The organism is Streptacidiphilus sp. PAMC 29251 (assembly GCF_054208735.2).
Genome location: NZ_CM135725.2, coordinates 320788 through 343599 on the forward strand (window position 1 = coordinate 320788; position 22812 = coordinate 343599).

The following is a 22812-nucleotide window of genomic DNA, read 5'->3' on the forward strand; positions in this document are numbered from 1 at the left end:
GGCTCCGCCCCTCCCCGGCCCGGTCGGCCGACGGTGGACCCAGCCCGGTTCCCGCGCTGGCCGCGCGGAACCCGGGCAGAGCCGGGGAGGTTCCCGTGTTCACTGATTGATCGATCGTCGGAGTAGGCACCCGGCTATACCCCCGCGGCATCGCCACGGCTACCCCGCAGCACTTCACCGTGGCCTCCCCGGCGCTCTGGCAGAAACCGCCGGGAAGTTGCCCGCCTTGGCACCGGCGAGCACGCACCGCAACCAGCCCAGATCCGCCAGGTTCGAGCTGATGTCACCTTAGGAGGCTTCGAACACCGGTTCCTCTCGTATACCTCTCCGTCTCGCTCGCCGGACCCGCACCATCTGGCAGTGCTGACACGTCCCGGCTTCGTCAGGGCCGCTTGCCACCCTCCCCGGCACCTCCCGGGTCAGGCTGCCCCCAGCTTCACCGCCCTGCTGCGACAGGACAGCGGCGAAGGTCTCCCACCTCCACTCGATCAATCAGCGCCTCACGGCGCACGTGCCATAGATGCCATCGGTCACTGACCTGCACTGCTTCCGGCAGGGATCGGCGGATTGCCTCCCCGTAGGAGCCGGATCCGTCGCGGCACACATACGCGGCTCCGGGGTGCTCGCGCAGCCACTTCGCCAGCGTGTCCGCACTGCGGTCGGGCAGGACATCGATGCGCTCGCCGGTCTCGGCGTCGATGATGTGGCACATCCCGTGAGCTCCCCTGCGGTCGGGTGGGTGATTGCCCCTGTGGTCAGGGCGTTCTTCCTCCTTCGGGTGGCTTGCTGGACGGTGACGTAACTTCGGGATTCCTGAAGCGTTCTCATCTTGTCTGACCGATCTGCGGTCTGGTCGAAGGCGAGGAGGCTCGGGTTGGCTTCGCTGGCGGTCGTGAGGGATCTGCGCGAGTTCCGGGCACCTGTCTCGGCGGGTGAACTGGAGCGATTCGAGACGGACGTGCTGGCCGGCTTCGTGCTCGCGCGGGCGTCGGCGGGCCTGGCGGACAGCACCATCCGCGGCGACGTCGGGAATCTGGAGCAAATGCGGACCTGGTTCGGGCAGCCGTTGTGGGACATGGAGCCGAAGCATGCGGACTCCTACTTCGGCCAGGTCCTGCGAGGGTCGCCCAGCGGCACCCGCCTGGCGCGGTCCCAGGCTCTGACCACGTACTTCGCGTTCCTAGAACTGCGGCACAAGATCGAGATCCACCAGATGACCGGCCGGGTCCTGGAGTGCCCGATCGATGAGATGAACCGGCCTCGCGGGAGCAAGGACGCCCAGCTCCGGATCCCACCGAACACCGCCGAGGTCGCCGCGCTATTCACGGGCTGGGGCGGGGAGTTGGCGACGTGCCGCAAGTTCGGCCCGACGGCCCGGAACTACGCGGCTGCCAGGCTTATGGCCGAGGTCGGGCTGCGGGTCAACGAAGCCTGCCGTCTGGATCTGGGTGACATCAAGTGGGACCTGGGCCGGTTCGGGAAACTACACGTCCGCTATGGCAAGGGCTCGCGGGGTTCGGGCCCGCGTGAGCGCATGGTGCCGTTGATCAACGACGCCGGGCGGACCCTGCAGTGGTTCATCCAGGACGTATGGGCCCAGTTCGGGGGTGACCACACCCGGCCCGGAGTCCCGCTCTTCCCCTCCGAACGCAAGAGCGTGGACGGCTCACCGCGACGGGTCGGCGACGACGCCCTGAGGTCCGGGCTCGCCGACGCGGCGGCAGCCCATCTTCCCGCCTGGACAGACAAGTTGACGCCACATGTGCTGCGGCACTTCTGCGCGTCCGAGTTGTATCTCAACGGCCTGGACCTGATCTCGATCCAGGAAGTACTGGGGCATTCGTGGATCGCCACGACGATGCGCTACGTCCACGTGCACCGCACCCGGGTCGAGGACGCCTGGATGGCCGGCAACGAACGGGCCGCACGGCGGCTGGGAAGTCTGGTCCGATGAAGTGGAACCTGCGGCTGACGGCGGCGAACCATGGCGTCTGGAAGGCTTCCGACCTGCAGCGGAGCCTGGCCGAGCACGGCCTGGTGATCTCAGCGGGGAAGATGTCGGGTCTGTGGTCCGGTCAGCCGGTCTCCCTCAAGCTCGACGATATCGACGTCATCTGTGTGGTCCTAGGCTGCGAGATCACCGACCTCCTGGTCCCCGAGCCCGAGAAGGTGTCCCGGCCAGGACACGGCGACGGGCAGCAGGCGGCGGTGGCTTCCGGCGGGACGGCGCCGAGCGTGGTGCCCCGGCGTCGTGACGGCCGCTCTCTTCCTCCGATGTGACGGGCAACAAGACGATGACACCACCGCGAACGGACAAACCGGCGTCCTCCTGCAAGGCCTGCTTCTCCTGGGGGCAGTTGCCCGGATACTCCTGCCGGGCCTGCTTCACCTTCGCCGGCCTCCACGAGGTGGGCCAGTGCTCGGCCTGCCACCGGTCGGTGCCCACCAAGAAGGGCTACTGCCGGCTGTGCTGGCTGCAGGCGAGCCTGGAGGCCAGGACCAACGGAGATGTCGTCGTTCTCGCGCCCTACCTCGCACAGCTCCAGCACCAGCAGCTGTTCCTGGCCAGGATGCATCGCATCCGCCAGCCCGGCCCCCTGCTGGGCAGGGCGGGCCGCCGTCCCGCGCGGCACGCACCGGAACCCGCACGCTCACCGTCCCCATGGATCCAGATGTCGTTGCTCGACGCGCCCCGGGACTACCGACGCTTCGATCGACGCCGTGACCAGGACCTGGACAACCCCTGGCTCGTCAAGGCACGCCATTTCGCGAGGGAGTTCGGCGAGGCCCGGGGCTGGACGCACTGGACCGCCCGCGACGTGGACCGCGCACTGGTCATCGCCCTGTCGGGCTTCACCGCCGGAGACACCGTGCGCTACTGCGAGTTGCTCCCGGCCCTGCGGGAACGCGGACTGAATACCGGACGCACCATCGAAGTCCTGAACCGGCTCGGCCTGTTCCAGGACGACAAGCCCACCGTCGCCCGATGGCTGGACCGCAAACTCCAGGGCGTCGCCCCCGGGATCCGCCACGATGCCGAGGACTGGGCACGCACCCTTCTCGACGGCGGACCGCGCAGCAGACCGCGGGGCCAGAGCACCGTCTGGCACTACCTCAGCAGCGTCGCACCCGTGCTCCTGGCATGGTCGAATGACCACGACCACCTGCGGGAAGTCACCCGCGAAGAGCTGCGAGCCGTCGCCGAAGCGCGCCAGGGCAGCGAACTCCACCACACACTCAGTTCGCTGCGGTCGCTGTTCCGGCACTGCAAAGCGACCGGGACCATCTTCCGCGATCCCACCGTCCGGATCCGCCGTGGACGCCGCAGTTACGCAGTGATCCTCCCCCTCGAGGCCGGCCAGATCCATCAGGCGGTAGCCGCCGCGACCACCCCCACCGCCAGGGTCGTGATCCTGCTGGCCGCCATCCACGCCGCCCGGTCCAAGACCATCGCCGAACTCCGCCTCGAGGACATCGACCTCGGCCAGCGCACACTCGTCCTCGCCGGACGCGCCCGCCCCCTGGACGATCCCACGCGCCAAGCAATCACCGACTGGCTCGACTGCCGCCGACAGCGATGGCCGAACACCGCCAACCCCCACCTGCTGATCAACCGGCGAACCGCCCTGGGGACCGAGCCGGTCGGCCGGCTCTGGCTCACCAACCCCCTCCGCCACCAGGTCGCCACCCTTGAACGACTCCGCATCGACCGCCAACTCGAAGAAGCCCTGACCCACGGCCCCGACCCGCTCCACCTCGCCGAGGTCTTCGGCATCGCCGAGATGACCGCGATCCGCTATGCCACCGCAGCCCGCCAGATCCTGGAGTCCTCCGCGGAAACCGACTCCTCAGCTTCCTCCCGAACCCACGGGTCCACCAACGACCAGCACACCAACAGACCCTCGGGTTCCCGCTGAGAACCCCTCAGTTCGCCGGAACCCACGGCGGAGTGATCGTCGCGTAGCGGTGGCGGCGTTTGAGTGCGAAGTCGTCGATGCCGATCACCCGCGGCACGCGCAGTGGAGCGATCGGCAGGCGCATGAGCTTGCGCAGGGCCGTCGAACGGGAGACGGCGAAGGCCAGGGAGCGGGAGAGGCGGGAACCCGCCCGGCCCGCTAACTCCTTGACCACAGAGCCGAGTTGTCTGTCAAGGCGGTGGGTGCGGCGCTGGTAGCGCTCCACGAGGCCGGGCACCTGCTCGCGGAATGTCTGCCGCGGGCATCCCAGAACCGGACAGACCAGACGCCGCAGCCGCACCGAGACGACAACCCGCCGCCCGTCCACCGGCACGTCCATCAGGGTCCGGCCGTGGAAGCCGTGCACCTTCGAGGTCAACGTCCCGCAGGCCGGACACGGCACCGGACCGCCCCGCGTCCGCGCCACGACCCGGATCACCTCGACTTCGTCCGCCACATCCTCCACGACCAGCGCAGACAACCCGGAAAAGACCATTGCCACAAGCGAGTTGACGTCAATCATGCCCAATCTTGGCACGCTGTCACTAATCGTCACCACCGATTACGGGCCAGAGCCGTCAGAGACATGCACCCCCGACAACGTGACAACACCCTCCCACCAGCCGACCCGGCAAAGAGAACGCGCGATGAAAGGCTTCCGCTCCCTCGGATCGGCCCAACGGTTCCTGGCCGCGTTCAGCCAGATCTCCCCGCACTCCAGACCCCGCCGACACCTCCTGACCGCACCCGACCACCGCAACGAGATGACCGATCGCTTCACCACCTGGAGGCACCTCACCACCGGCGCCGCCCTGCCCGCGACGGCCTGAACCAAGGACCTCACCGCGACCAGACACGTCCCAACCCGAACCGCGCCATTGCAGGTTCCAGCAAGTTGACAACGCCGGTACCCGTGCCCCGTCTGGACTGTGGACCAGCAGGGGTCGAGCTCAGAGCCGTGTCGCTGTCCCGACGAGGTCGGCCAGGGCCGTGGACCGGCTGCGCGGCGACCAGGCGATGACGGTCGTGACGCTCGGCGCGTCCAGGACGGCCACGGCAGCCAGGTTGCTGTGCAGTTGGGCCCGGCACGACTCCGGGCAGACCGCGCAGGCGCGGCCGAGCGCGACGAGTTGCAGCAGTTGTGCGTGGTCGCGGACCTTCGGCCCGGGACCGGGCGGGTAGGTGCCGTCGGGGCAGGGCCAGCGCGGCAGGGGCAGCCCCGGTAGCCCGGTGATATCGGCCATCCGCACATGGGCGCGAACGGTGAGCGGATGCCCGGCACGCAAGACCGCTACCTGGCCCTCCGTGCCGAGTTCTTCGGTGTCGAACCCGGCCGTCGAGTCGAACGGACGGTGCAGCAGTGCCAGGTCGGCCCGGCCCTCGCGCAGGAGCCGCTCCTGCTCGGTGGGGCCGCACAAGATGACCTCGACGGGAACCGCGCCGGGTTCGGCGGCGTACGCGTCGAGCAGTTTTGCCAGTAGCTCGCTGGACATGCCGGCCTTGGTGACCAGGACCAGACCGGGACGCCCGGTCGCGGAAAGGCCCGCGCGGCGCGTGCGTCGTTCGGCGGCGTCAACCCCTTCCAAGGCTGCCCGGCCCTCGACCAGCAGCACCGAGCCGGCCTCGGTCAGCTTGACCGTGCGACTGGTCCGATCCAGTAGATCCGTCTCCAGCCTGCGCTCCAGTTGCTGAATGGCCCGCGACAAAGGCGGCTGGGCGATCCCCAGCCTCCGCGCGGCGCGTCCGAAGTTCAGCTCCTCGGCAACGGCGAGGAAATAACGCAGTTCCCGGGTCTCCATACCGCCACGGTACCCGGACCGATACCTGACGGGTATCGCCACCCACCCGATCGGTGTTGGACACCCGGTAGGGCGCGATGCAGCATGGTCGCTATGAGCGAACGAAAGATTGCCCTGGTCACCGGTGCCAACAAGGGAATCGGGCTGGAGACGGCCCGGCAGTTGGCGAAGCTGGGCGCGACGGTGCTGATCGGCGCCCGCGATCAGGGGCGCGGCCGACAGGCCGAGGGCCAGTTGCGGCAGGAGGGGGCCGATGCCCACTTCGTCCAGCTCGACGTGACCGACCAGGAGTCCGTCACGAAGGCCGCGGCGTGGATCGAGGCACGGTTCGGGCGCCTGGACATCCTGGTCAACAACGCGGGCACCTCCACCGTGTCGCGACGCATGACCCTGCCGAGCGAGACCTCCATGGAGGACATGCGGGCGGTCTACGACATCAACGTCTTCGGGCTGGTAGCGGTGACCAACGCGATGCTGCCACTGCTGCGCAGGGCCCAGGCGGCGCGGATCGTGAACGTGTCCAGCGAGGTCGGCTCGATCTCCGCCCAGACCAGCACCACCAGCCCCCTGGGACAGATGCGCGCCTCGGCGCAGTACCCCTCCTCCAAGACCGCGGTCAACATGCTCACCGCCATGTACGCCAAGGAACTGCGCGACACCCCGATCAAGGTCAACGCCGCCAACCCCGGCTTCACCGCCACCGACTTCACCAACCACCGCGGTGTACGCACCGCCGCCGAGGGAGCCGAGGCCAGCGTGCACCTGGCCACACTGCCCGACGACGGCCCGTCGGGAATCCTGTGGGGCCACATCTGGACCACCGAAGGCGACGGCGACGGCGGATACGGCCCCATCGCCTGGTAGCACGCGGGACCCGCCTCGACACCGGCGCGGACCGCGGCGACGGATACCGGGCACCGTCGCCCCTATTGTGATCATCCCGTCTTCGCCATCCACGACAGGCGGTCCGGTTCCCACGGCACTGCCAGCCTGTGGCACGGCGCCTCAAGCCGTGGTGCGAGGACCGGCGGGTCAACGTGCGCCGACCACCACAGGCTGATTCACTGCAGTTGCCGGGGCCGTGTCCAACGGCACGCCGCTCTGCGACACCACGGCATACGACACCCGTCGCTACCTTTCACTCCCGCCCCGGCCGGAACCCCCTGGTCGACACAGCAAGGGAAGAACCATGTCCACGATCGTCGTCCTCGGGATCAGCGGCTACGCCGGCGGCCACATCGCCGATGAACTGCTCGCGCGCGGCCACCACGTGGTCGGCGTGGCCCGCAACCCCGACAAGGTCACCCCCAGGGAGCACCTGGAAGTACGGAGCGGCTCCATCTACGACACACGGTTCCTTACCGCTACCGCGGCGGGAGCGGACGCGATCGTCGTGGCCACCGTGCCCCGCCAAGACGATGGGCAGGAGTTGGCGGCGGCTGTCCCGGCGCTGCTGGCCGCGGCCGGCGGTGGACGGCTGGGTGTGGTCGGCGGCGCTGCGAGCCTTCGCGTCTCCGAAGGCGGCCCCCTGGTGATCGACGCGGATTTCCCGCAGGAGTACCGGGCCGATGCCGAGGCCCACGCACGCCTGCTGGATGCCCTGAAAGAGGCGGACACCGGCGTCGACTGGTTCTACCTCAGCCCGGCCGGCTCCTTCGGCTCCTACAACCCGGGGACCAGGACCGGCACCTTCCGCCTGGGCACCGACGTCCTGGTCACCGATGCCGACGGCAACTCGAACATCTCAGGCGCGGACTTCGCCACCGCATTCGCCGACGAACTCGAAAAGCCCGCCCACCACCAGGCACGATTCACCATGGGCTACTAACCAGTAGGTCAACGGCCTCGGCTTGCCGCATGGAGCGCGCCTCCAGTGACACTGACGACGCGACAGTGCGCCCGCGAGAGTGCGCGGGCACACCGCATTCGATCCTGGTCCATGGTCCGACGGATCCGGCGTGGCTGCCGCCGGCCAGAACAGTCCGCTCTGTCGTGCCGGAGGACCAAGCCACCGCTGTGGCTGGATAGGTGTCTTGGCCTGCGCGAGTTGACCTCGAGGGTTGGCGTGCGGTCTATTGGGGTCATGTCCGCTGCGGGATCGCCACCCACCTATGAGGAACTCGCATCACTGGTAGTCGAGTTGGGTATCGAGCTGGCAGCTGCCCGGGCCAAGATTTGCGGACTTGGAGGCCCGGGTGGGGCAGAATTCGAGGAACTCCTCGAAGCCTCCCTCCTCGGACGGGTTGGCGAAGCCCGCCCCCAAGTCCCTGCGCGGGAAGTCCGGCCGGAGTCCGGGCCGCCCGATGGGCCAACCGGGCACCACCTTGCGGCAGGTCGAGCATCCGGACGACACCATCGAGTACCGCCCCCAGGGCGCCTGCCGCCGCTGCGGGACCGATCTGGCCAACGCCCAGGAGGTCGGGGTCGAACGTCGTCAGGTCTTCGACCTGCCCGAACGCATCGGCCTGGAGGTCATCGAGCACCGGATGGTCACCTGCCGGTGCACCTGCGGCCGCACGACCGGGGCCGACGCACCCCAGGGGGTGAACTCGCCGGTGCAGTACGGCCCCCGACTGGCCGCCACCGGCGTCTATCTCATGCACGGCCAGTTCCTGTCCAAGGGCCGCACGGCCACCGCGCTGGGCGAGCTGTTCGACGCACCCGTAGCGCCGGGGACCGTCGCCTCCTGGGTGCGACGCTGCGCAACGTCACTGGACGCCTTCGGCCGCGTGGTCGCGGAACGCATCAGGTCCGCACCGCTGGCGTTCTTCGACGAGACCGGCATGCGTGCCGCCGAGCGCCTGCACTGGCTGCACTCCGCCTCGACGGGCATGTTCGTGCACCTGAGCGTCCACCGCCGACGCGGCACCGGCGGCACCGACGCCGCCGGCATCCTCCCCGGCTTCACCGGCGTGGCCGTGCACGACGCCTGGGCACCGTACGACACCTACAGCCAGGCCACCCACGCCCTGTGCTGCGCGCACGCCCTGCGGGAACTGGTCGCGGTCCTGGAATGCGGCGACGAGGCGGCCCGTTGGGCGGCGGAGCAGACCATCGACGCACTACTGGCACTGAAGAGCGCGGCCGACGCGGCCCGCACGGCCGGAGCCGGGCAGATTCCCGACACCGTCAAGGATCGCGAGCTGGCCGCACTGCGCAGCGCGGTCGCCGAGGGACTGGCCGCCACCGCCCCACGATCCTCCAAGACCCAGGCCAAGCACCACGCCCTGTTCAGGCGTCTGGGCAAGCGCCACGACGACTACCTGCGCTGGGTCCATGACCTGGCACTCCCGTTCGACAACAACGCGGCAGAGCAGACCATCAGAATGGCGAAGCTGCGGATCAAGGTCTCCGGGTGCCTACGCACCCTACGAGGTGCCGAGGACTTCGCCGCCATCCGCACCTACCTCGCCACCGCTGACCGACACGACCAACGCATGCTCAACGTCCTGACCACAGCCATGCGCGGCAGCCCCTGGCTACCTACCCCAGCCTGATCACACCAGCCCCGCCAACCCGCGATCAAGCACGCCTATCCAGTTACTCTTCCGCAAACTCCTGAAGACCACCGGGTCGGTGCCCCGGGTGGTGGTCACCGACAAGCTCCGGTCCTACGGGGCCGCGCTGCGGGAGGTCATGCCCTCGGTCGAACACCGGGCACACAAGGGACTGAACAACCGCGCGGAGAACTCCCACCAGCCGACCCGGCAAAGAGAAACGCGCGATGAAGGGCTTCCGCTCCGTCGGCTCAGCCCAACGGTTCCTGGCCGCGTTCAGCGGCATCTCACCCCACTTCCGACCCCGCAGACACCTCCTGACCGCCCACCAGAACCGCCTCGAAATGACCATCCGCCTCACCGTCTGGAACCACATCACCGGGGCCACCGCCCTGCCCACAACGGCCTGACCCACCGCCACCACCGCGGCCCACCACGCCCCGACACACCAGCAGAGACGTGAACCCCCGACAACGTGACAACACCACCACCGGTACTCGGAGGCATCCACCGGGTGAAGTTTGAGCTGAGCCGCCTTCGCGTAGCCCAGGACGTCGTTCCCTGAAAGCCAGGGTGGGATCCTCACCGCTGCTCCAGGTCCCTGCGACTTACGCTTCACCGCGCCAGTCTACCGATGCTGCGGGATTGCCCCGGGTTTAAGGCTGCGCCTACCGGGCGGTGCAGCGCTCCTCAAGCCTCGCTGGTCGGCTGATCGGAAGGTTGACTGACAGGGACGGCCCAGGGATCGACGAAGCCAGTCTCGGTGAGCCCTTCAGCCCGTGCGTAGGCTTCGCGGGCCTCCGCGAACTTTCCTTTCCCAGAAAGCAGCATGGCCAGGTTCGCCCAGCCGTCGGCCTCGCCAGCCTCGCCAGCTCGTTTGAACCAAGCTGCGGCCTCGTCCTCGCGCCCGGCACCCCCGAGCAGGGCACCCAAGTTGACCATCGCAGGCGGGTATTCGGCCTCGGCCGCCTCAAGCAAGAGGTGCAGTGCCTCGACCCCACGCCCCTGAGAGGTCAGCAGCTCGGCCAGGTTGAGCGACGCCGGGATGTATCCGTTCGCATAAGAGCGCTTGTAGGCAGCCTCCGCCTCGTCGAACTGTCCCCTCTGAGCGAGCAGGAGAGCGAGATTGCTCGCGGCATCAGCCATCCCGGCTCCTTCCGCGCGGCGAAACGTAGATTCAGCGTCGGCTTCGCGCCCGACTGCGGCCAGCAGGAACCCGAGGTTCCCCAGAGCCCCCGCATGGCCGGCGTCCGCGATCTGCTGGAAGACCGCGATCGCCTCATCGATACGGCCGTCCTCCCCGAGCAGCACGCCGAGGTTGTAGCCGGCCTCCCTATCACCGTCGGCCAGTGCCTGGCGGAAGATAGCCTCTGCTTCAGTGATGTGGCCTTGGACGGCTAACTCGATCCCCCGGGCGAGTTCGGGTGTGAGCGACGGGATCTCTGCCCCTGCTGGCGGGGCCATGAGGAAGGTGCGCTGCGATTCTGACGATCGCGGGGTTGCGGATGGCCCAGTGTCGGGATCAGCGATCGGGTCCGGACTTGCCGACTTGCTTCCACGGCGACCGAATAATCCGCCCCACAGCCTCGTCCGGTTCATGGCTTCTCCGTTTCGGTAGACCATCGCGGTGCCGCAATAGCGCGCCGGAGCAACCATTTTCATCTAGCCCTGCCGAGCTGTCAGCCGGTTCACGCAGCCCGGCTGCACCACGGTTGTTGCCTTCTCGGCAACAACTGCGGCCAGTCGTGACCCTCTTGGTCACAAACTGCCAGGACCACCGTACGGGGCGGGTAGGTTGCGGCCATGAACCCTGGCTGGGTGATCACGGATTGAAGTGCGCCTGACGAGGGCGGACAAATCAATCGAACTACACGACACTGTGCGGGTACTGGCCTCCGGCGAGAAGACCGTGGGAGGCCGTCACAGTGGCGCTCTCCCAGAACCTAGACGGGGGGCAACGTCAATGGAACACGCGACGCTGGGACGGTTTGGCTGGGACGAGATAGCCGCCGTGCGGATTCGCGAGCAGCGAGTAGGAACCACCTCGCAGCGCTTCATCGAGCTGGTCCTGCACGATCCGGATGCCTATTTGGCCCGAGCACCCAAGCTCACGCGCCACACCATGTCCCTGAACACCCGACTCGGCTACGGTCTGGCCAACATGCCCATGAGCACCTTGCCGGTGCCACCCGAAACGGTTGTGAACGCGATGCTGTCCCACCACCCCGGACTCACAATCCACCCCTGAGCCCGCCAGCAACACCCGATGACACCGGGCGGCTGCGGAGCAACAGCTGACGCCGAGTCCCCGGTACCCTACGGTGATCCTGGCCCTGATCGAAGCCCAAGTGCCGGCGCAGCGGAACGCGGAACGAGTACGGCCAGCCCGCCGCCGGACAGCCATACCCCGACTGGGAAACTGGGGTCGGCCCGTCCCCGGCCGAAGCCCGGTCGAGCGGCCGGGGACGGCACCCGGGCCCTGTCAGGGCCAAGCGCCAGCGTTGGTGCTGAGCAGCGGCAGTACCCCAGTCGGAGGGAAGTCCATGTCGCTGGGATTGAGCAGCGCCTCAGTCGTTGCTTTCGGGTCAGTCCAATGCTGGGACGGCGTCCAGCGTGCCGACGGTCATGGCGACGGCCCGAGGTGTGGGCCCAGATCCGGACTGCCTGCGAGTAGCCCAAAGCGTCGCCACCGTGCCGGGACCGTCGGCGGGAACGGGGAAATGCGGGGGCGCTGTGGCCTTGAGCGTGTACACCGACCGGGCCGGCAGGCTGTGGCGGATCGCCGAGACGTGCACCCGCTGCGCGGCGCTGATCCCCGACTGCCAGGTCCTGGCCGCAGCCGTTCCCCCCGCCCGCGAGCCGAACAGGGCGCACCGGCCCCGGGCCGGGTACCGGACAGCAGAGCGGCGGGGCGGCCGGGCCGGCTGTGGCCACGGCGGTCTTCTCCGGCACCCGTCCCGCAAGCACCAGTGCCGCGTCATCTGGCGGTGATGCCGCACCAGCGTCTGTTCGAAAGGCCCGCACCGACGCCCCGGCCGCCTCGTGGCGCGTGGGGCAGCGGCAATGGGGGAAGGTCGGACAGTGGATTGTGCCCGCCGGCCTTGAGCCCCTCGACCTGCGCGACGAGCTGATCGACCTCGGGGACGCCTTCCGCGCCTACCATGTGCGGACCCAGCCCGACCTGGCGGCTCTCGCCGCCCTGCACGAACGCAAGGCCCGCGCGTTCGAGACCTGGGCCGCGGTCACCGGCGATCCCAAGCTGCGCCAGGAGGCGCTGCGCGCGGGGAAGGCAGCGGCTGAGACGCACTACCAGCGCACCTCCACCGCCTCCCCCGGGACCGCAACGGACACCGGTGCCGCGGTACGGGCGGGTGCCGGGGTCGGCGGGCCGGTCGTGGATCACCTCCTGACCGCTGGTCAGGCTGCTCACGCGCGCACGGTGCTGGACTACGCCGCGGCCGCCGCTCCCGGTCCCGATGCCGGGCAGCGCCTGGCGGTCCTGATGCTCGTCCTGCGCGCGGCCCGCGCGGGCACCGGCAACATCACCGGCCAGGACCTGACCGGCTGGCTGGGCGGCGACACGCAGCAGGTCCTGGAGCGCCTGGAAGAAGCCGGCTGGCTGACGCTGCCCGGCACCGTCGGCGAGGTGATGGGCTCGCAGCCCGAGGACCCCACCGCGTTCACCGTCCCCTCCCTGCTGCCCGACCAGACCAGCCCCTTCGGCCTCGGGAAGAGCACCCGCTCGCGGATCTCCGGCTGGGCCCAGAAAGTGGTGGGCGACCGGAAGCTGCGCAAGAAGAAGGCGAGCGCAGCGGACCGGCTCCTGGCCCTGTACACCGCCGCCCACACCCGCCCGGGCGGACACCTCGGCCGCGTGACGGACAACGGACTCGACCTCGACCGGGCCGCCGCGTTCTGCACCCTGACCGTGGACCAGGTCGCCGGGCACATCGAGGTGCTGGTCGCCGCCGACTGGCTCACCGACACCACGCTCACCGACGGCCAGCTGTCCGGACAGCTCACCGAACGCGCCCGGCCGCTCGGCGGCCTGCTGTAGAGCGGGTTCGCCGAGCCAGCCGCCTCGATCGACCAGATGACGGTGACGCGCTCAAAGGCCGGCGAGGTCGACGACGGTGACCCCGAGCCCGGTGTAGGTCTTGGGCTCGGCACTGAGGATCACGCAGGAGGACCGGTCGTGGGGCTGCAGACCAGCGGCCTGGACCACGTGGACAGCATGGGCGACCTGCCACGCCACCCCCGCACGGACCAGTTGCTCGATGTGGTGGAAGGCGGCGAAGTCCAATGGCGCGAAGTCGACTCCGCTGTAACCGCCCAGGTCATCAGCCAACCCCTGCTGCGCTCCCTCGCCCAACAGGGCCGCGGTCAGGCACAGCAGTGGCACAGTCACACGGTCGCGGTCGTCGTCGGGGGCATTGACGGCGAAATGCAGCAGCGCCGGGTACCGGCGCAGCCCCGCGACCGCCGTGTGGTCCAGAACGATCACGCTACCTCACCCAGCTCCCCCGCACGGATCCGGCGCAGCATCTCGCGGGCCGCCTCCAGGTCGGCGCCGGTGACCTCCACGCCGAAGCGCTCCCTGGTGTGGGCGATGTTGCGCTCAACGGCGGCCTCGCGCTCGCTGCGGGTGCGGACACTGGCGGCCAGCTGCTCCACCAGCGTGCGGGTGCTGATGCCGCGCTCCTCGGCGACCTCGCGCAGCCGGTCGCGGACTTCCTCGGGATCTTGATCGTGGTGTCAGCCATAGCAAGGAGAATACAGCTGAATACCTTCAGAGGGGAGCGGGTTCACCCGTACGGGTGGCCGGGGCGGCGCGCGGTCATGACACTGAGCGCCGCCCCGGCTTGCAGACCCGGGGGGTGTGGGTCCTACCCAGGCCAACGAGCGGGCCGGGTCGACGTCACGGCGGTGCCCATGGGGACGGCTGCTCAATAGGATCGGCCGCGTGTCCGATGACCAAATACCTGTGCCCGAACTGACCGAACGCCAGTGGACCGCTCTCGGAGAGCTCCGACGGCTGCAAAACCAGGGCCGCACCCCTGGGCGCGGGATGCCGGACCTGCACCTGGCGACGATCCGGCCCCTGGAGGTCCTGGGCCTGGTGAAGCTGGGCGAGACCGGAGAGCCGGACCGCAAGGGACGGCAGTGGACCGCCGTCCTGACCGAGGCCGGCCGCCGCACCCTCGCCCAGGGCGACGCGGAGCCCGCCGACTCCTGACCCGGACCGCGCCCGCCCCGGCCGCCCGCCGGCAGCTGCCTGGGGCGGCGCGACGTCGGCGGCCGGGTACCTCCGGGGCGGTGCCACCGCGGCGAGCGGGGAGTTCCCAGGTGCCTTTGCGTGCTGCGATCGCAGAGCGGGGCGCCACAGCGTGATCCCCGCGATCTTCGACCACACCGCACTGCTCGCCCTGGGGGCCGGTTACCCCGCGCTGTGCCTGACCACCGCCGAAGCCCGCCCGGGAGTCGCCGAAATTGTCGGCGCTCTGCCCGGCCTGGACATCGACGCCCCAGACCTGTCCGCGGCCATCGCGGTCGGCGCCCTGATCGGAGACGGCATCGACTGGCGCATCGCCCACGCTGTACACGCCAGCCCGAAGACCCCCGAGGCGTCCCCGCTATGAGGGGCGAGCGGCATGAAGTGCAGCGTTTGGCCGGTAGGGTGAGCTCGATTCGGACCCCGTTTCGGCTCCAGTAGTGGAAGAGCGTATGGACGACACCCTGACGGTTGCCTCGCCGGCGGTGCTTCCGGCCAGTTTCATCGAACTGCTGTCCAGGATGGACGGTGCCCCGGCCGACCCCCAAGTCTCCGCTCTGGTCGACCGGGCTGTCGAGATGTGGCGCAGGCCCGGCTTCGAGACCTTCCTTTCGCTCCCGCAGCTGGGCTTCACCCCGTTTGGGTACCAGAAGCAGACCGCGTTGACGGTGCTGCGCCGGATGCGGGGCCGGGCGATCCTGGCCGACGAGGTGGGTCTGGGCAAGACCATCGAGGCGTCCCTGGTGCTGGCCGAGTTGCGGTTGCGGGGGCTCGCCGACCGGGTCCTGGTGCTCACCCCGGCGGGCCTGGTCGACCAGTGGCGGCAGGAGCTTGAGCGCAAGTTCGCCCTGCCGACGGTGATCGCAGGCGGGAAGGGGTGGGCGCAAGCGGGGACAGATTCTGGCGCGGACCGTCCCGTGGTGCTGGCCTCGATCGCCTCCGCGCGCCGGGACCCGCTGAAGTCGCTGGTGACCGAGCAGCCCTGGGACCTGGTCATCGCGGACGAGGCGCACCGCCTGCGTAATCCACGCAGTGCCTCGGGCAGGCTCGCCCGAACCCTGCGGGCCCGCTACCTGTTGCTGCTCACCGCGACGCCGGTGGAGAACCGCCTCCAGGACCTGTACGAGCTGATCAGCCTGGTCTCACCGGGACTGCTCGGTACACCCGCGCAGTTCAAGGCCAGGCACATCGGCACCGGGGCCACCGCGGGCGCGGATCCGGCCGCGGCCCGCGACCTGGACGGGCTTCGGGCCCGCACCCGCGAGGTGATGGTCCGCCACCGGCGTAGCGAGGTCGAGGTTCTGCTGCCGCAGCGCCTGGCCGAGACGGTGCTGATCCCGCCCTCCGCCGAGGAGGCCGAGCTCTACAAGGCGATCGTGACCCGGATCAGGGCCGAGGCGAAGACCGCCTCCGCCAGCCGGCTGCTGGCCATGCGGGGTCTGACCCGGCTCGCGGGATCCAGTCCGCAGGCGGCTGCGCCTACCCTGGCCAAGATCGGCTGGCAGGATCTTGCCGACCAAGCGGCTGACGTCATGGGTTCGACGAAGGCCGACGCGGTGCTGGAGCGGGTGCTGCGGCACACGGCCCGGGGCGAGAAGGTGCTGGTCTTCACAGCGTTCCGGCAGACTCTCCAGTCCCTGGCCGACCGCTTCGGCGACGCCGGGGTGGACGCCGCCGTCTACCACGGCAGCCTGTCGCGCCGGGAGAAGGAGGCCGCGGTGGCCGCCTTTCGCCAGGAGGTCCCGGTGCTGCTTTCCACCGAGTCCGCGGGCGAGGGACGCAACCTTCAGTTCTGCCATGTGATGATCAACGTGGACCTGCCGTGGAATCCCATGCAGATCGAGCAGCGGCTGGGCCGTCTGCACCGCATCGGCCAGGAGCAGGACGTGGTGCTCACCAATCTGGTGGCGCAGGGGACCATCGAGCAGCGGATCCTGCACATCCTGGAGTCGAAGATCAACCTGTTCGAACTGGTAGTGGGTGAACTCGACATGATCCTTGGCCGGGTGGACGAGGACTTCGACTTCGAGGCGTCGGTCTTCGACGCCTTCGCCGGCTCGGTCGACGACGCCGAGTTCCAGGGCCGCCTGGAAAGACTGGGTGAAAAGTTGGTCGGGGCCCGCACCGATTACCTGGAGAACCGTCAAGCAGTCGATGCCCTTGTCGGGGCCGACCCGCAGGACCAGCGCAACGGGGAGGCGGCGTGATCCGCAAGGAGGGGGCCCTCGACTTCTGGCTGGACTGGGTCGAGCACCGCGGCGGACTGTGGGAGGACGACGGCGAACGCGCCTTCGCGGTCCTGCCCCAGGGCCTGGCCCGGGAATTCGAACTGGCGGAGGAGACCGCCGTCACCACTGACCCCGACGTGGCCCGCGAGGAGGGAGCGCTGCTGCTCATCACCGGCCACCCGCTGATCGCACGGGCCGCCGAGTCCCTGCTCCATGCAGGCGACACCGGCACCCTCACCCTGCGCCCCCCGCGCTCGGTGCCGCCCGGAGCGGAACTGCTGCTGGCCAAGGCACGTGAAGCCTTCCCGGTGGACCACGGACGCGTGGACGCCAGACCCGGCACCCCGCCGCTGCGTGCGCTGCGCCCGGTGCTGCGGGTCGGCGCGCTGGTTGCCTACGAGTTCTCGCCCGAGGACCACTTCCAGGAGCAGGTCGAGGTCCACCTCGACCTCGCGACCCGGCTGCCACTCCCGGAACACGCCGCCGGTCGGCTCGCCGGTACCGAGCGTGATCCCGGCCCCGGGCAGGAGTTTGACCCGAGCCTGCTCAAGGCGGCGCTGGCCCGCGCCCACCAGCAGATCGATGAAATGGCCACGGACCGCCGGCTGGTCCTGGCCGCCCAGAGCGGCAACTCCCTGGACCAGGAGAGCGCCCGCGCCAAGGAGTACTACGCGGCAGCCCTGGACTCCCTCGAACGCCGGGCCCGCACCGCGCCCCAGGACCGCAGGGCGCTCCTGGAGGCCCGGGCCCAGAGCACCCGCGAGGAACGAGCCCGCAGGCTCGCCGAGATCAACGAGAAGTTCCGGGCCCGACACGAGATCACGCCCTATCGCCTGAACCTGATCGAAGTCCCGGTGCTGCGCCTCAAGGTGGACGTGAGCCGTGGTGCACGCCGTTACCCGCTGACCTTGGACTGGCTGCTGCCCGTGGGCGAGTTCGCCCAACTGCGGTGCCCCGCATGCGGAGTCGGCCGCCCGGCGCTGGTGGCGACCAAGGTGCACCTGGGCTGCGAGCGCTGCATAGCACCCAAATCCCCGTCCCCGGCGCCGTCCCTGTCCCCGCCAGTGGGTTCCTCGACCCCGGGGTCGAGTTCGCCGCCGGCCACGGCGCCGGTGGCCCGAAAGCCGGAAGTGCAGCCCGCGCCGGCCCAGTCGCAGCGGGCAGCCGCGTCGAAGACGGCCCCCCCCCGGTGCCGCCCCAGGTCAACCGGACGAAGACGACTGCCATGAAGCACAGCGCCCCGGCCCGGGCGGGAAGGAAGTACACCATCGGCTCGGGCGAGGACCGGGCGCTCGCCTTGTGGCAGCACGCCGCCCGCGGAGAACTCACCCAACTGCGCGAGATGTGCGAACCGCACTCGCCTGCCGACACCCTGCTCCACCTGTACGGCGCACGGGGACCCGCCTATGCGATCGGCGTCGGCCCCAAGGAGTCCGTCCAGTCCCTCTCCACCAGGACCTACCCCGGTGCGGTCGAACACACCGGAGGCGAGGTGAGCACCGACCAGGGCAGGCATACGTACCTGTTGGCCTGGTCGCAGAGCGGCTCCGCTCTGCTCGCCGAGGTCCTGGCCTACGCCTCCCCGGTGCAGCTGAACATGGCCGCCATGCTCGGCCGGTACCACCAGGCGACCGCGCGGATCACCACCGCACCCAAGCCGGGCCTGGGCGGCGACCCGGTGGCCTCCGCCCTGTGGAAGGAAACGCTCCCGCGCCGGGGCATCGGCCCGACCCTACGCGCCCTGACTGCCTGGTCGCGACTGCCAGACCCCACCGCCCTGGTAGAGCGCTACCCCTCGCGGGTGCTCGCCGCGGCCGCCGAACGGGCGGTCTGCTACTGGGCGGGAACGGACGGCGGCGGCTACACCGCCGCCGCGCTCCAGTGGCGCGTGAACGAGGCCGAACTGCGCAAATCCGGCGCCCACCTCCAGCGCCTGCTCAAAATGTCCACCGACAAACTGTGGTGATGGGGCCCCGCCGGGCACCGGCAAGACCGTCATGGCGTGCGCGATGATCGCCGAGGTCGCCCAGCCCACCGCGCTCATCGTGAACAAGGCCGAGCTGCTGGCCCAGTGGCGTCAGCGCCTAAACACGTTCTTGGAGCTGGGCGAGGGGCAGGTGGTCGGGTCGCTGGGTCGCACCAAAGACCGCCGCGGCGGGGTCGGGACACCACCGCGCAGTGAGGCCCGTCGCCGAAACCATTTTGAAGCACTCCATCGGCGGGTTCCACGAAGACCTGGACGGCTTCGCGGAACCGATGTACAGCATCGGGGGGTCCAGTGTCAGGAAAGTATCGGCTTCGGCGCCATCAGGTGGAGGCGATCACTCCGCTGGTTCATGAACTTTCGGTCGGCGCTGGAGGAGAAATTCCGCCCGGAGGTCTGCGGACACAGTTCCTTTCGCCGTGCGGGTCGGGCAAGACATTTGCCTCTACGAATGTGGCACGCAAAGTCGTGCGCGCCGGGCGCCTCTTGAATTGGAGCCCGTCTCTGGATCTCCTGTCCCAGACGGTCAGTGTGTGGATCGATGCCGGCTTTCCGCCCGACAAGATGGTCGCGGTGTGCTCTCTGTCACCCGCGGATGTCTCTGGGGTCCGGTGCACGACGAGCCCGCCGCGGCTTGCCCTGTGGCTGCAGGAGATGGGGCAGGAGGCCATCGTGTTCTCCACCTACGCTTCCCTGGCCGTCCTGATCGAAATCCACGAGGGAACGGCCTGCCTCCCGCCTGTCATCCCCTGGAACCTCATGATCATGGACGAGGCCCATCGGACCAGTGGATTCATCGGTAAGGCATGGGCCGCTGTCCATTCCGACCAGCTGATTCCATCGGAACGCCGACTCTATATGACAGCAACAGCGAGGATCTGGGACGACAGCGCAGCTGTGAAGCCCCGCCCCGGACGCTATGTTCCCCTGACTCGCAAACTGTCAGCAAGCATGGACGATGTCATTCTGTTTGGAAACATCGGCCACAAACTATCGCTTGCCGATGCGATCGAAAGAGAGCTTCTGGCGAATTACGAGATTGTCTGTCTTGAAATTCGTGACCAGGTGCTTTACGAGCAACTCTCCAAGCCACTCTCGGACGACGAGGAGGAGCGGGACGAGGTCCGCGAAGCCCGGCTCGCGGCGATGCAAGTTGCCCTTCTGCGCGCGATGGCCGAGCGCGGCATCGAACGGGTGCTGACGTTCCATCATCGAACGAAGGAGGCGGAGCGGTTCGCGGAAACTCTGTCGGCCCGGGCAGCCGAGTGGGCAGCAGACGACCCCACCTCGGCGCCCGGTGACGTATGGGCGGACTGGCTCTACGGCGAGCATGAACCCTCGTACCGGCGCGCGGTGCTTCAGGAGTTCGCAGAGCTGCCTCCGGGCGCCTCTGCAGTGCTGAGCAACGTCCGCGTGCTGGCCGAGGGAGTGGACCTCTCGGCCGACGCCGTGCTGTTCGCTGATCCCCGTTCGAGCGTCGTGGACACCGTACAGATCATGGGTCGAGCCCTTCGCCAGCAGCGCCCCGGTATGGGGAAGATCGCCAGCCTCCTCGTGCCGATCTTTCTGCCCGCGAAAGCGGCAGACGACGAGGATCTGTTGAGCTCGCGGGCGTGGGATCCGCTGGTCAAGATCCTTCAGGCTCTGCGATCACACGACGAGGACGCGGTCGAGCAGCTGGCCATTCCGCAGCAGAACTCGCGCGGGGCCCACATCCTCGCGCCGTCGGGGCTCGTTGACGAGGACGACGCCCTGGTCGTCGATGCTGCGCTGATGGCCGCAGCCACCGTCGCCGAGGAACTGGGCGGTCACCAGGTGCCGGCGAAGGTCACTGAGCTGGCCCCCGATATGCCCGGGGTGACACCGCCGCCGACCAAGCCCGCGCGCGGGCCCCAGCTCCGGTTCGCCGACGATCGCTTTTCGGCTGCGGACGTTGCCCTGATGGTCTCGCTCAGGGTGATCGTGCCAGAGCACCAGTCCTGGCTGCGCGGCCTGGCCGCCCTTCGCCGCTGGAAGGCGCAGCACGGACACGTACTGGTGCCGGTGACGGCGATGGACGATTCGGGTCGGTGGCCTTTGGGGCGGTTCGTGGCTGACCAGCGCGTGGAGTACTGGGCGGGTCGACTGGATCCGCTGCGGGCCCAGTTGCTGGCGGATCTGGGGATGGTGTGGTCGGTCAATGATCATTCCTGGGTGCAGGGTGTGGCGTTCGCGAAGAAGTGGGCGGAGATCCACGGGAACCTGTGCGCACCGGTTTCAGCGGTGCTGGAGAACTATGCGCTCGGTCGGTGGCTGGCGACTGCTCGGGCCCAGGCCTTGCTGCCGCTGACGGATCTGGGTTCGATGCCGCAGTCGCGTCGTGACGAGCTCGCTGCGATTGACCCGTTCTGGTGTCCGGCCTGGGGGGTGGTCTGGCAGCGGATGTACGGGGTGCTGGTCCAGCATCTGGCTGCTGGGGGGACGCTGGCGGTGGAGGATGGCCGGCTGATCGAGGGCGAGGATCTGGGCCGGTGGTTGCGACGTCAGGCCGAGCTGTGGGGTGAGCTGGACCCTGAACAGGTGGCGCTGTTGGAAGGGGTTGGCCTGCAGGCTCCGCCCGTGGTGAAGACCCGGCCGGTTCGGGTGAGCAATGCGCAGCGGTATGCCCGGGGGGTGGCTGCGGCTCGCCTGTTCTTCGAGCGGGAGGGGCACCTGCGGGTGCCGCGGGCGCACGAGGAGACGTTGGAGGACGGGACCGTGGTCCGCCTGGGTGATTGGCGTAAGAATGTCCGGTCGAATCGGGCTGGGCTGACGGTGGAGCAGGTCCGCGAGTTGGAGGCGGTGGGGATGGATTGGCCGGTGCCGAAGGGGTCGTGAGGGGGTGCCGCTTGCCATCTGCGGTGGGCGCCGCGGAAGTCGGGCCCAGTGGAGGGGCGGCGGACGGCTTCGGCGGGAAGTGTCAGCAGTGGCCGGGAGCCGGAGTCGGGCGTCCCGGTGACGTCGCTGACCGGCCGGCTGCTGGGCAGCGGCCTCTTGGAGACCGCCTGGGTGCTGATGCTGGCGTTGGTCGACGCGGCGGCTACGCCTGGGGAGCAGCGGCGTGCATCCTGGAGAGCATGAGGAGAAGTAGGCGGGCGCGGGGTGGCCTGGTTGTGGCGGAGCCGGGGCCGCCGGCGGTCAGTGCGGTCGTGGAGGTGGTGGAGGCGGAGGCGGAGGTGTCTGTTGGTGTTTCTGATGCCGATGCGAACCCGATGCTCGCCGTCGTCCTGGAGCCGTCGTGCTGTTCGGTGACCCGGAGGTGGGAGCCCCTGGGTGGAGGCGTGGCCAATGTGATCACCCATCAGTGGGGGTGTCCGGTGTGGTCGCGTCGATGATCGCGAGGCTACTTGGATCCGCCCCGTTGAGTGCCTCGGATACGGTCGCGGACGGACCCGGCGGCGCCGTAGCCCATGGCCGCGACGATCACGGTCATGATGAGCTGGTCGGTGAGCTTGGTCGAGCGGTTCGTGGCGAGGAGCCAGAACGCGGGAAGGGCCAGGACGAGGATCGCCTGGGCCAGGTCTGCCCACTGTTGTAGCGTGCTCCGGCGCTCTCGTGGTCGGCGGTCTTCGCGGAGCACGACGAGGATGGCCACGGCGAGTGTCCACCACCAGCCGAGCAGTACAGCGTCCACAGCGTTGATCACGGGGCTCATCTTGCCAAACGCTGTGGGGGGGTCAGACCGGATTCCCGAACTTCGGCAGGCAGGGCACCATTCTCGCCCTGTGTAGCAGGTTGCTATACGCTTGGGGCATGCCGAAGCAGATCAGCATCAGAGTCGACGACGACGTGCACGCGAGGCTCACCGCACGGGCCGCCGCCGAGGGAACCACGGTCACCGCACTGATCACCGAGGCGGCCGAGCGCGATCCGCGCCTCGACGGAGGCGCAGCTACGGCGGCGGCCTTCCTGGCCCGGCACGCCAGCGAGTTCGCCGAGGCGTTCCCTGAAGAGGAGCCGGACAGCGCGGCCGGACGGGCTGCCTGAGCCCGAATCCACCGGCTGATCATTTCGGGGTTGCTCTCCTGCCCGTGGACGGTCGGCCGCTGGGGGCAACA

Annotated in this window: 22 protein-coding genes and 5 pseudogenes; 20 read left to right on the forward strand and 7 right to left on the reverse strand. The window is 69.2% G+C overall.

All coding sequences use genetic code 11. The features are described from left to right. Positions 1–481: 481 nt before the first annotated feature. Positions 482–703 (reverse strand): annotated as a pseudogene (locus ACXKR8_RS01700) (transposase); the annotation flags it as partial. A 171-nt stretch (positions 704–874) separates the two neighbouring features. Here ACXKR8_RS01700 and ACXKR8_RS01705 point away from each other — a divergent pair. Genes ACXKR8_RS01705 through ACXKR8_RS01715 form a run of 3 tightly spaced genes read left to right on the forward strand, consistent with a single transcriptional unit; the run spans position 875 to position 3917 of the window. Beyond that, a complete protein-coding gene (locus ACXKR8_RS01705) occupies positions 875–1954 on the forward strand; it encodes a tyrosine-type recombinase/integrase (protein ID WP_458271117.1) in 1080 nt (359 codons plus the stop codon). Further along, positions 1951–2280, forward strand: coding sequence for a helix-turn-helix domain-containing protein (locus tag ACXKR8_RS01710; protein WP_458271118.1), 330 nt, complete (start codon positions 1951–1953; stop codon positions 2278–2280). Before ACXKR8_RS01705 ends, ACXKR8_RS01710 begins: the two co-directional genes overlap by 4 nt. A 14-nt stretch (positions 2281–2294) precedes the next feature. After that, positions 2295–3917, forward strand: a complete 1623-nt coding sequence (locus tag ACXKR8_RS01715) for a hypothetical protein (RefSeq protein WP_458271119.1) — start codon at positions 2295–2297, stop codon at positions 3915–3917. A 34-nt stretch (positions 3918–3951) separates the two neighbouring features. On the opposite strand, the pseudogene ACXKR8_RS01720 reads toward ACXKR8_RS01715, so the two are convergent. Next, positions 3952–4479, reverse strand: a pseudogene (locus ACXKR8_RS01720) (transposase family protein); the annotation flags it as partial. Positions 4480–4552: 73 nt separating this feature from the next. Here ACXKR8_RS01720 and ACXKR8_RS01725 point away from each other — a divergent pair. Continuing rightward, positions 4553–4786 (forward strand): annotated as a pseudogene (locus tag ACXKR8_RS01725) (IS6 family transposase); the annotation flags it as partial. Between the two features lie 120 nt (positions 4787–4906). On the opposite strand, the gene ACXKR8_RS01730 reads toward ACXKR8_RS01725, so the two are convergent. Next, positions 4907–5755: a LysR family transcriptional regulator gene (locus ACXKR8_RS01730; protein ID WP_458271120.1), complete on the reverse strand. Its 849-nt coding sequence runs from the start codon at positions 5753–5755 to the stop codon at positions 4907–4909. Between the two features lie 93 nt (positions 5756–5848). Here ACXKR8_RS01730 and ACXKR8_RS01735 point away from each other — a divergent pair, with 93 nt between their 5' ends. From ACXKR8_RS01735 to ACXKR8_RS01750, 4 genes and pseudogenes are all read left to right on the forward strand, one after another. Continuing rightward, positions 5849–6619, forward strand: a complete 771-nt coding sequence (locus ACXKR8_RS01735) for an SDR family oxidoreductase (RefSeq protein WP_458271121.1) — start codon at positions 5849–5851, stop codon at positions 6617–6619. Positions 6620–6944: 325 nt separating this feature from the next. Further along, positions 6945–7583 (forward strand): NAD(P)-dependent oxidoreductase, encoded by a 639-nt coding sequence (locus tag ACXKR8_RS01740; protein ID WP_458271122.1) that lies wholly within the window; start codon positions 6945–6947, stop codon positions 7581–7583. 355 nt (positions 7584–7938) lie between these two features. Next, entirely contained in the window at positions 7939–9252 is a 1314-nt protein-coding gene (tnpC, locus tag ACXKR8_RS01745) for an IS66 family transposase (protein ID WP_462100236.1), read from the forward strand. A gap of 52 nt (positions 9253–9304) precedes the next feature. After that, positions 9305–9662 (forward strand): annotated as a pseudogene (locus tag ACXKR8_RS01750) (DDE-type integrase/transposase/recombinase); the annotation flags it as partial. 280 nt (positions 9663–9942) lie between these two features. Here ACXKR8_RS01750 and ACXKR8_RS01755 read toward each other — a convergent pair. Continuing rightward, positions 9943–10716: a tetratricopeptide repeat protein gene (locus ACXKR8_RS01755; protein ID WP_462100237.1), complete on the reverse strand. Its 774-nt coding sequence runs from the start codon at positions 10714–10716 to the stop codon at positions 9943–9945. A gap of 499 nt (positions 10717–11215) precedes the next feature. Between ACXKR8_RS01755 and ACXKR8_RS01760 the strand changes: the two genes are divergently transcribed. The 3 genes from ACXKR8_RS01760 to ACXKR8_RS01770 all read left to right on the forward strand — a co-directional run bounded on the left by ACXKR8_RS01760 (position 11216) and on the right by ACXKR8_RS01770 (position 13309). Continuing rightward, positions 11216–11500 carry a hypothetical protein gene (locus ACXKR8_RS01760; RefSeq protein WP_458271125.1) on the forward strand — a complete coding sequence of 95 codons (285 nt, stop codon included), beginning with the start codon at positions 11216–11218 and terminating at the stop codon, positions 11498–11500. Positions 11501–11991: 491 nt separating this feature from the next. Next, positions 11992–12243 carry a hypothetical protein gene (locus ACXKR8_RS01765; RefSeq protein ID WP_458271126.1) on the forward strand — a complete coding sequence of 84 codons (252 nt, stop codon included), beginning with the start codon at positions 11992–11994 and terminating at the stop codon, positions 12241–12243. Between the two features lie 97 nt (positions 12244–12340). Then, positions 12341–13309 carry a hypothetical protein gene (locus ACXKR8_RS01770; RefSeq protein WP_458271127.1) on the forward strand — a complete coding sequence of 323 codons (969 nt, stop codon included), beginning with the start codon at positions 12341–12343 and terminating at the stop codon, positions 13307–13309. A 51-nt stretch (positions 13310–13360) separates the two neighbouring features. Here ACXKR8_RS01770 and ACXKR8_RS01775 read toward each other — a convergent pair whose 3' ends face one another. Together ACXKR8_RS01775 and ACXKR8_RS01780 are read right to left on the reverse strand one after the other, a co-directional pair. Next, positions 13361–13756: a PIN domain-containing protein gene (locus ACXKR8_RS01775; protein WP_458271128.1), complete on the reverse strand. Its 396-nt coding sequence runs from the start codon at positions 13754–13756 to the stop codon at positions 13361–13363. Continuing rightward, a complete protein-coding gene (locus ACXKR8_RS01780; RefSeq protein ID WP_462100238.1) occupies positions 13753–13926 on the reverse strand; it encodes a hypothetical protein in 174 nt (57 codons plus the stop codon). The genes ACXKR8_RS01775 and ACXKR8_RS01780 overlap by 4 nt, the downstream gene beginning before the upstream one ends. Before the next feature lie 289 nt (positions 13927–14215). On the opposite strand from ACXKR8_RS01780, the gene ACXKR8_RS01785 reads away from it, so the two are divergent. The 8 genes and pseudogenes from ACXKR8_RS01785 to ACXKR8_RS01820 all read left to right on the forward strand — a co-directional run bounded on the left by ACXKR8_RS01785 (position 14216) and on the right by ACXKR8_RS01820 (position 21835). Further along, positions 14216–14488: a hypothetical protein gene (locus ACXKR8_RS01785; RefSeq protein WP_458271130.1), complete on the forward strand. Its 273-nt coding sequence runs from the start codon at positions 14216–14218 to the stop codon at positions 14486–14488. Positions 14489–14639: 151 nt separating this feature from the next. Further along, the gene (locus ACXKR8_RS01790) at positions 14640–14891 is read left to right on the forward strand and encodes a hypothetical protein (RefSeq protein WP_458271131.1); all 252 of its coding nucleotides are present in this window, start codon (positions 14640–14642) and stop codon (positions 14889–14891) included. 85 nt (positions 14892–14976) lie between these two features. Next, entirely contained in the window at positions 14977–16731 is a 1755-nt protein-coding gene (locus ACXKR8_RS01795; RefSeq protein ID WP_458271132.1) for a DEAD/DEAH box helicase, read from the forward strand. Then, on the forward strand, positions 16728–17981 hold the full coding sequence (locus ACXKR8_RS01800; protein WP_458271133.1) for a hypothetical protein: 1254 nt from the start codon (positions 16728–16730) through the stop codon (positions 17979–17981). The genes ACXKR8_RS01795 and ACXKR8_RS01800 overlap by 4 nt, the downstream gene beginning before the upstream one ends. Further along, positions 17978–18718, forward strand: coding sequence for a hypothetical protein (locus ACXKR8_RS01805; RefSeq protein ID WP_458271134.1), 741 nt, complete (start codon positions 17978–17980; stop codon positions 18716–18718). Before ACXKR8_RS01800 ends, ACXKR8_RS01805 begins: the two co-directional genes overlap by 4 nt. 19 nt (positions 18719–18737) lie before the next feature. Then, positions 18738–18848: pseudogene (locus ACXKR8_RS01810) on the forward strand (hypothetical protein); the annotation flags it as partial. A gap of 182 nt (positions 18849–19030) precedes the next feature. Beyond that, positions 19031–21592 (forward strand): helicase associated domain-containing protein, encoded by a 2562-nt coding sequence (locus ACXKR8_RS01815; RefSeq protein WP_458271135.1) that lies wholly within the window; start codon positions 19031–19033, stop codon positions 21590–21592. 117 nt (positions 21593–21709) lie between these two features. Then, positions 21710–21835, forward strand: a complete 126-nt coding sequence (locus ACXKR8_RS01820; RefSeq protein ID WP_462100239.1) for a hypothetical protein — start codon at positions 21710–21712, stop codon at positions 21833–21835. Positions 21836–22097: 262 nt separating this feature from the next. Here ACXKR8_RS01820 and ACXKR8_RS01825 read toward each other — a convergent pair whose 3' ends face one another. Continuing rightward, a complete protein-coding gene (locus ACXKR8_RS01825; RefSeq protein ID WP_458271136.1) occupies positions 22098–22400 on the reverse strand; it encodes a hypothetical protein in 303 nt (100 codons plus the stop codon). Between the two features lie 107 nt (positions 22401–22507). On the opposite strand from ACXKR8_RS01825, the gene ACXKR8_RS01830 reads away from it, so the two are divergent. After that, the gene (locus tag ACXKR8_RS01830) at positions 22508–22741 is read left to right on the forward strand and encodes a ribbon-helix-helix protein, CopG family (protein ID WP_458271137.1); all 234 of its coding nucleotides are present in this window, start codon (positions 22508–22510) and stop codon (positions 22739–22741) included. The last annotated feature ends 71 nt before the right edge of the window (positions 22742–22812 follow it).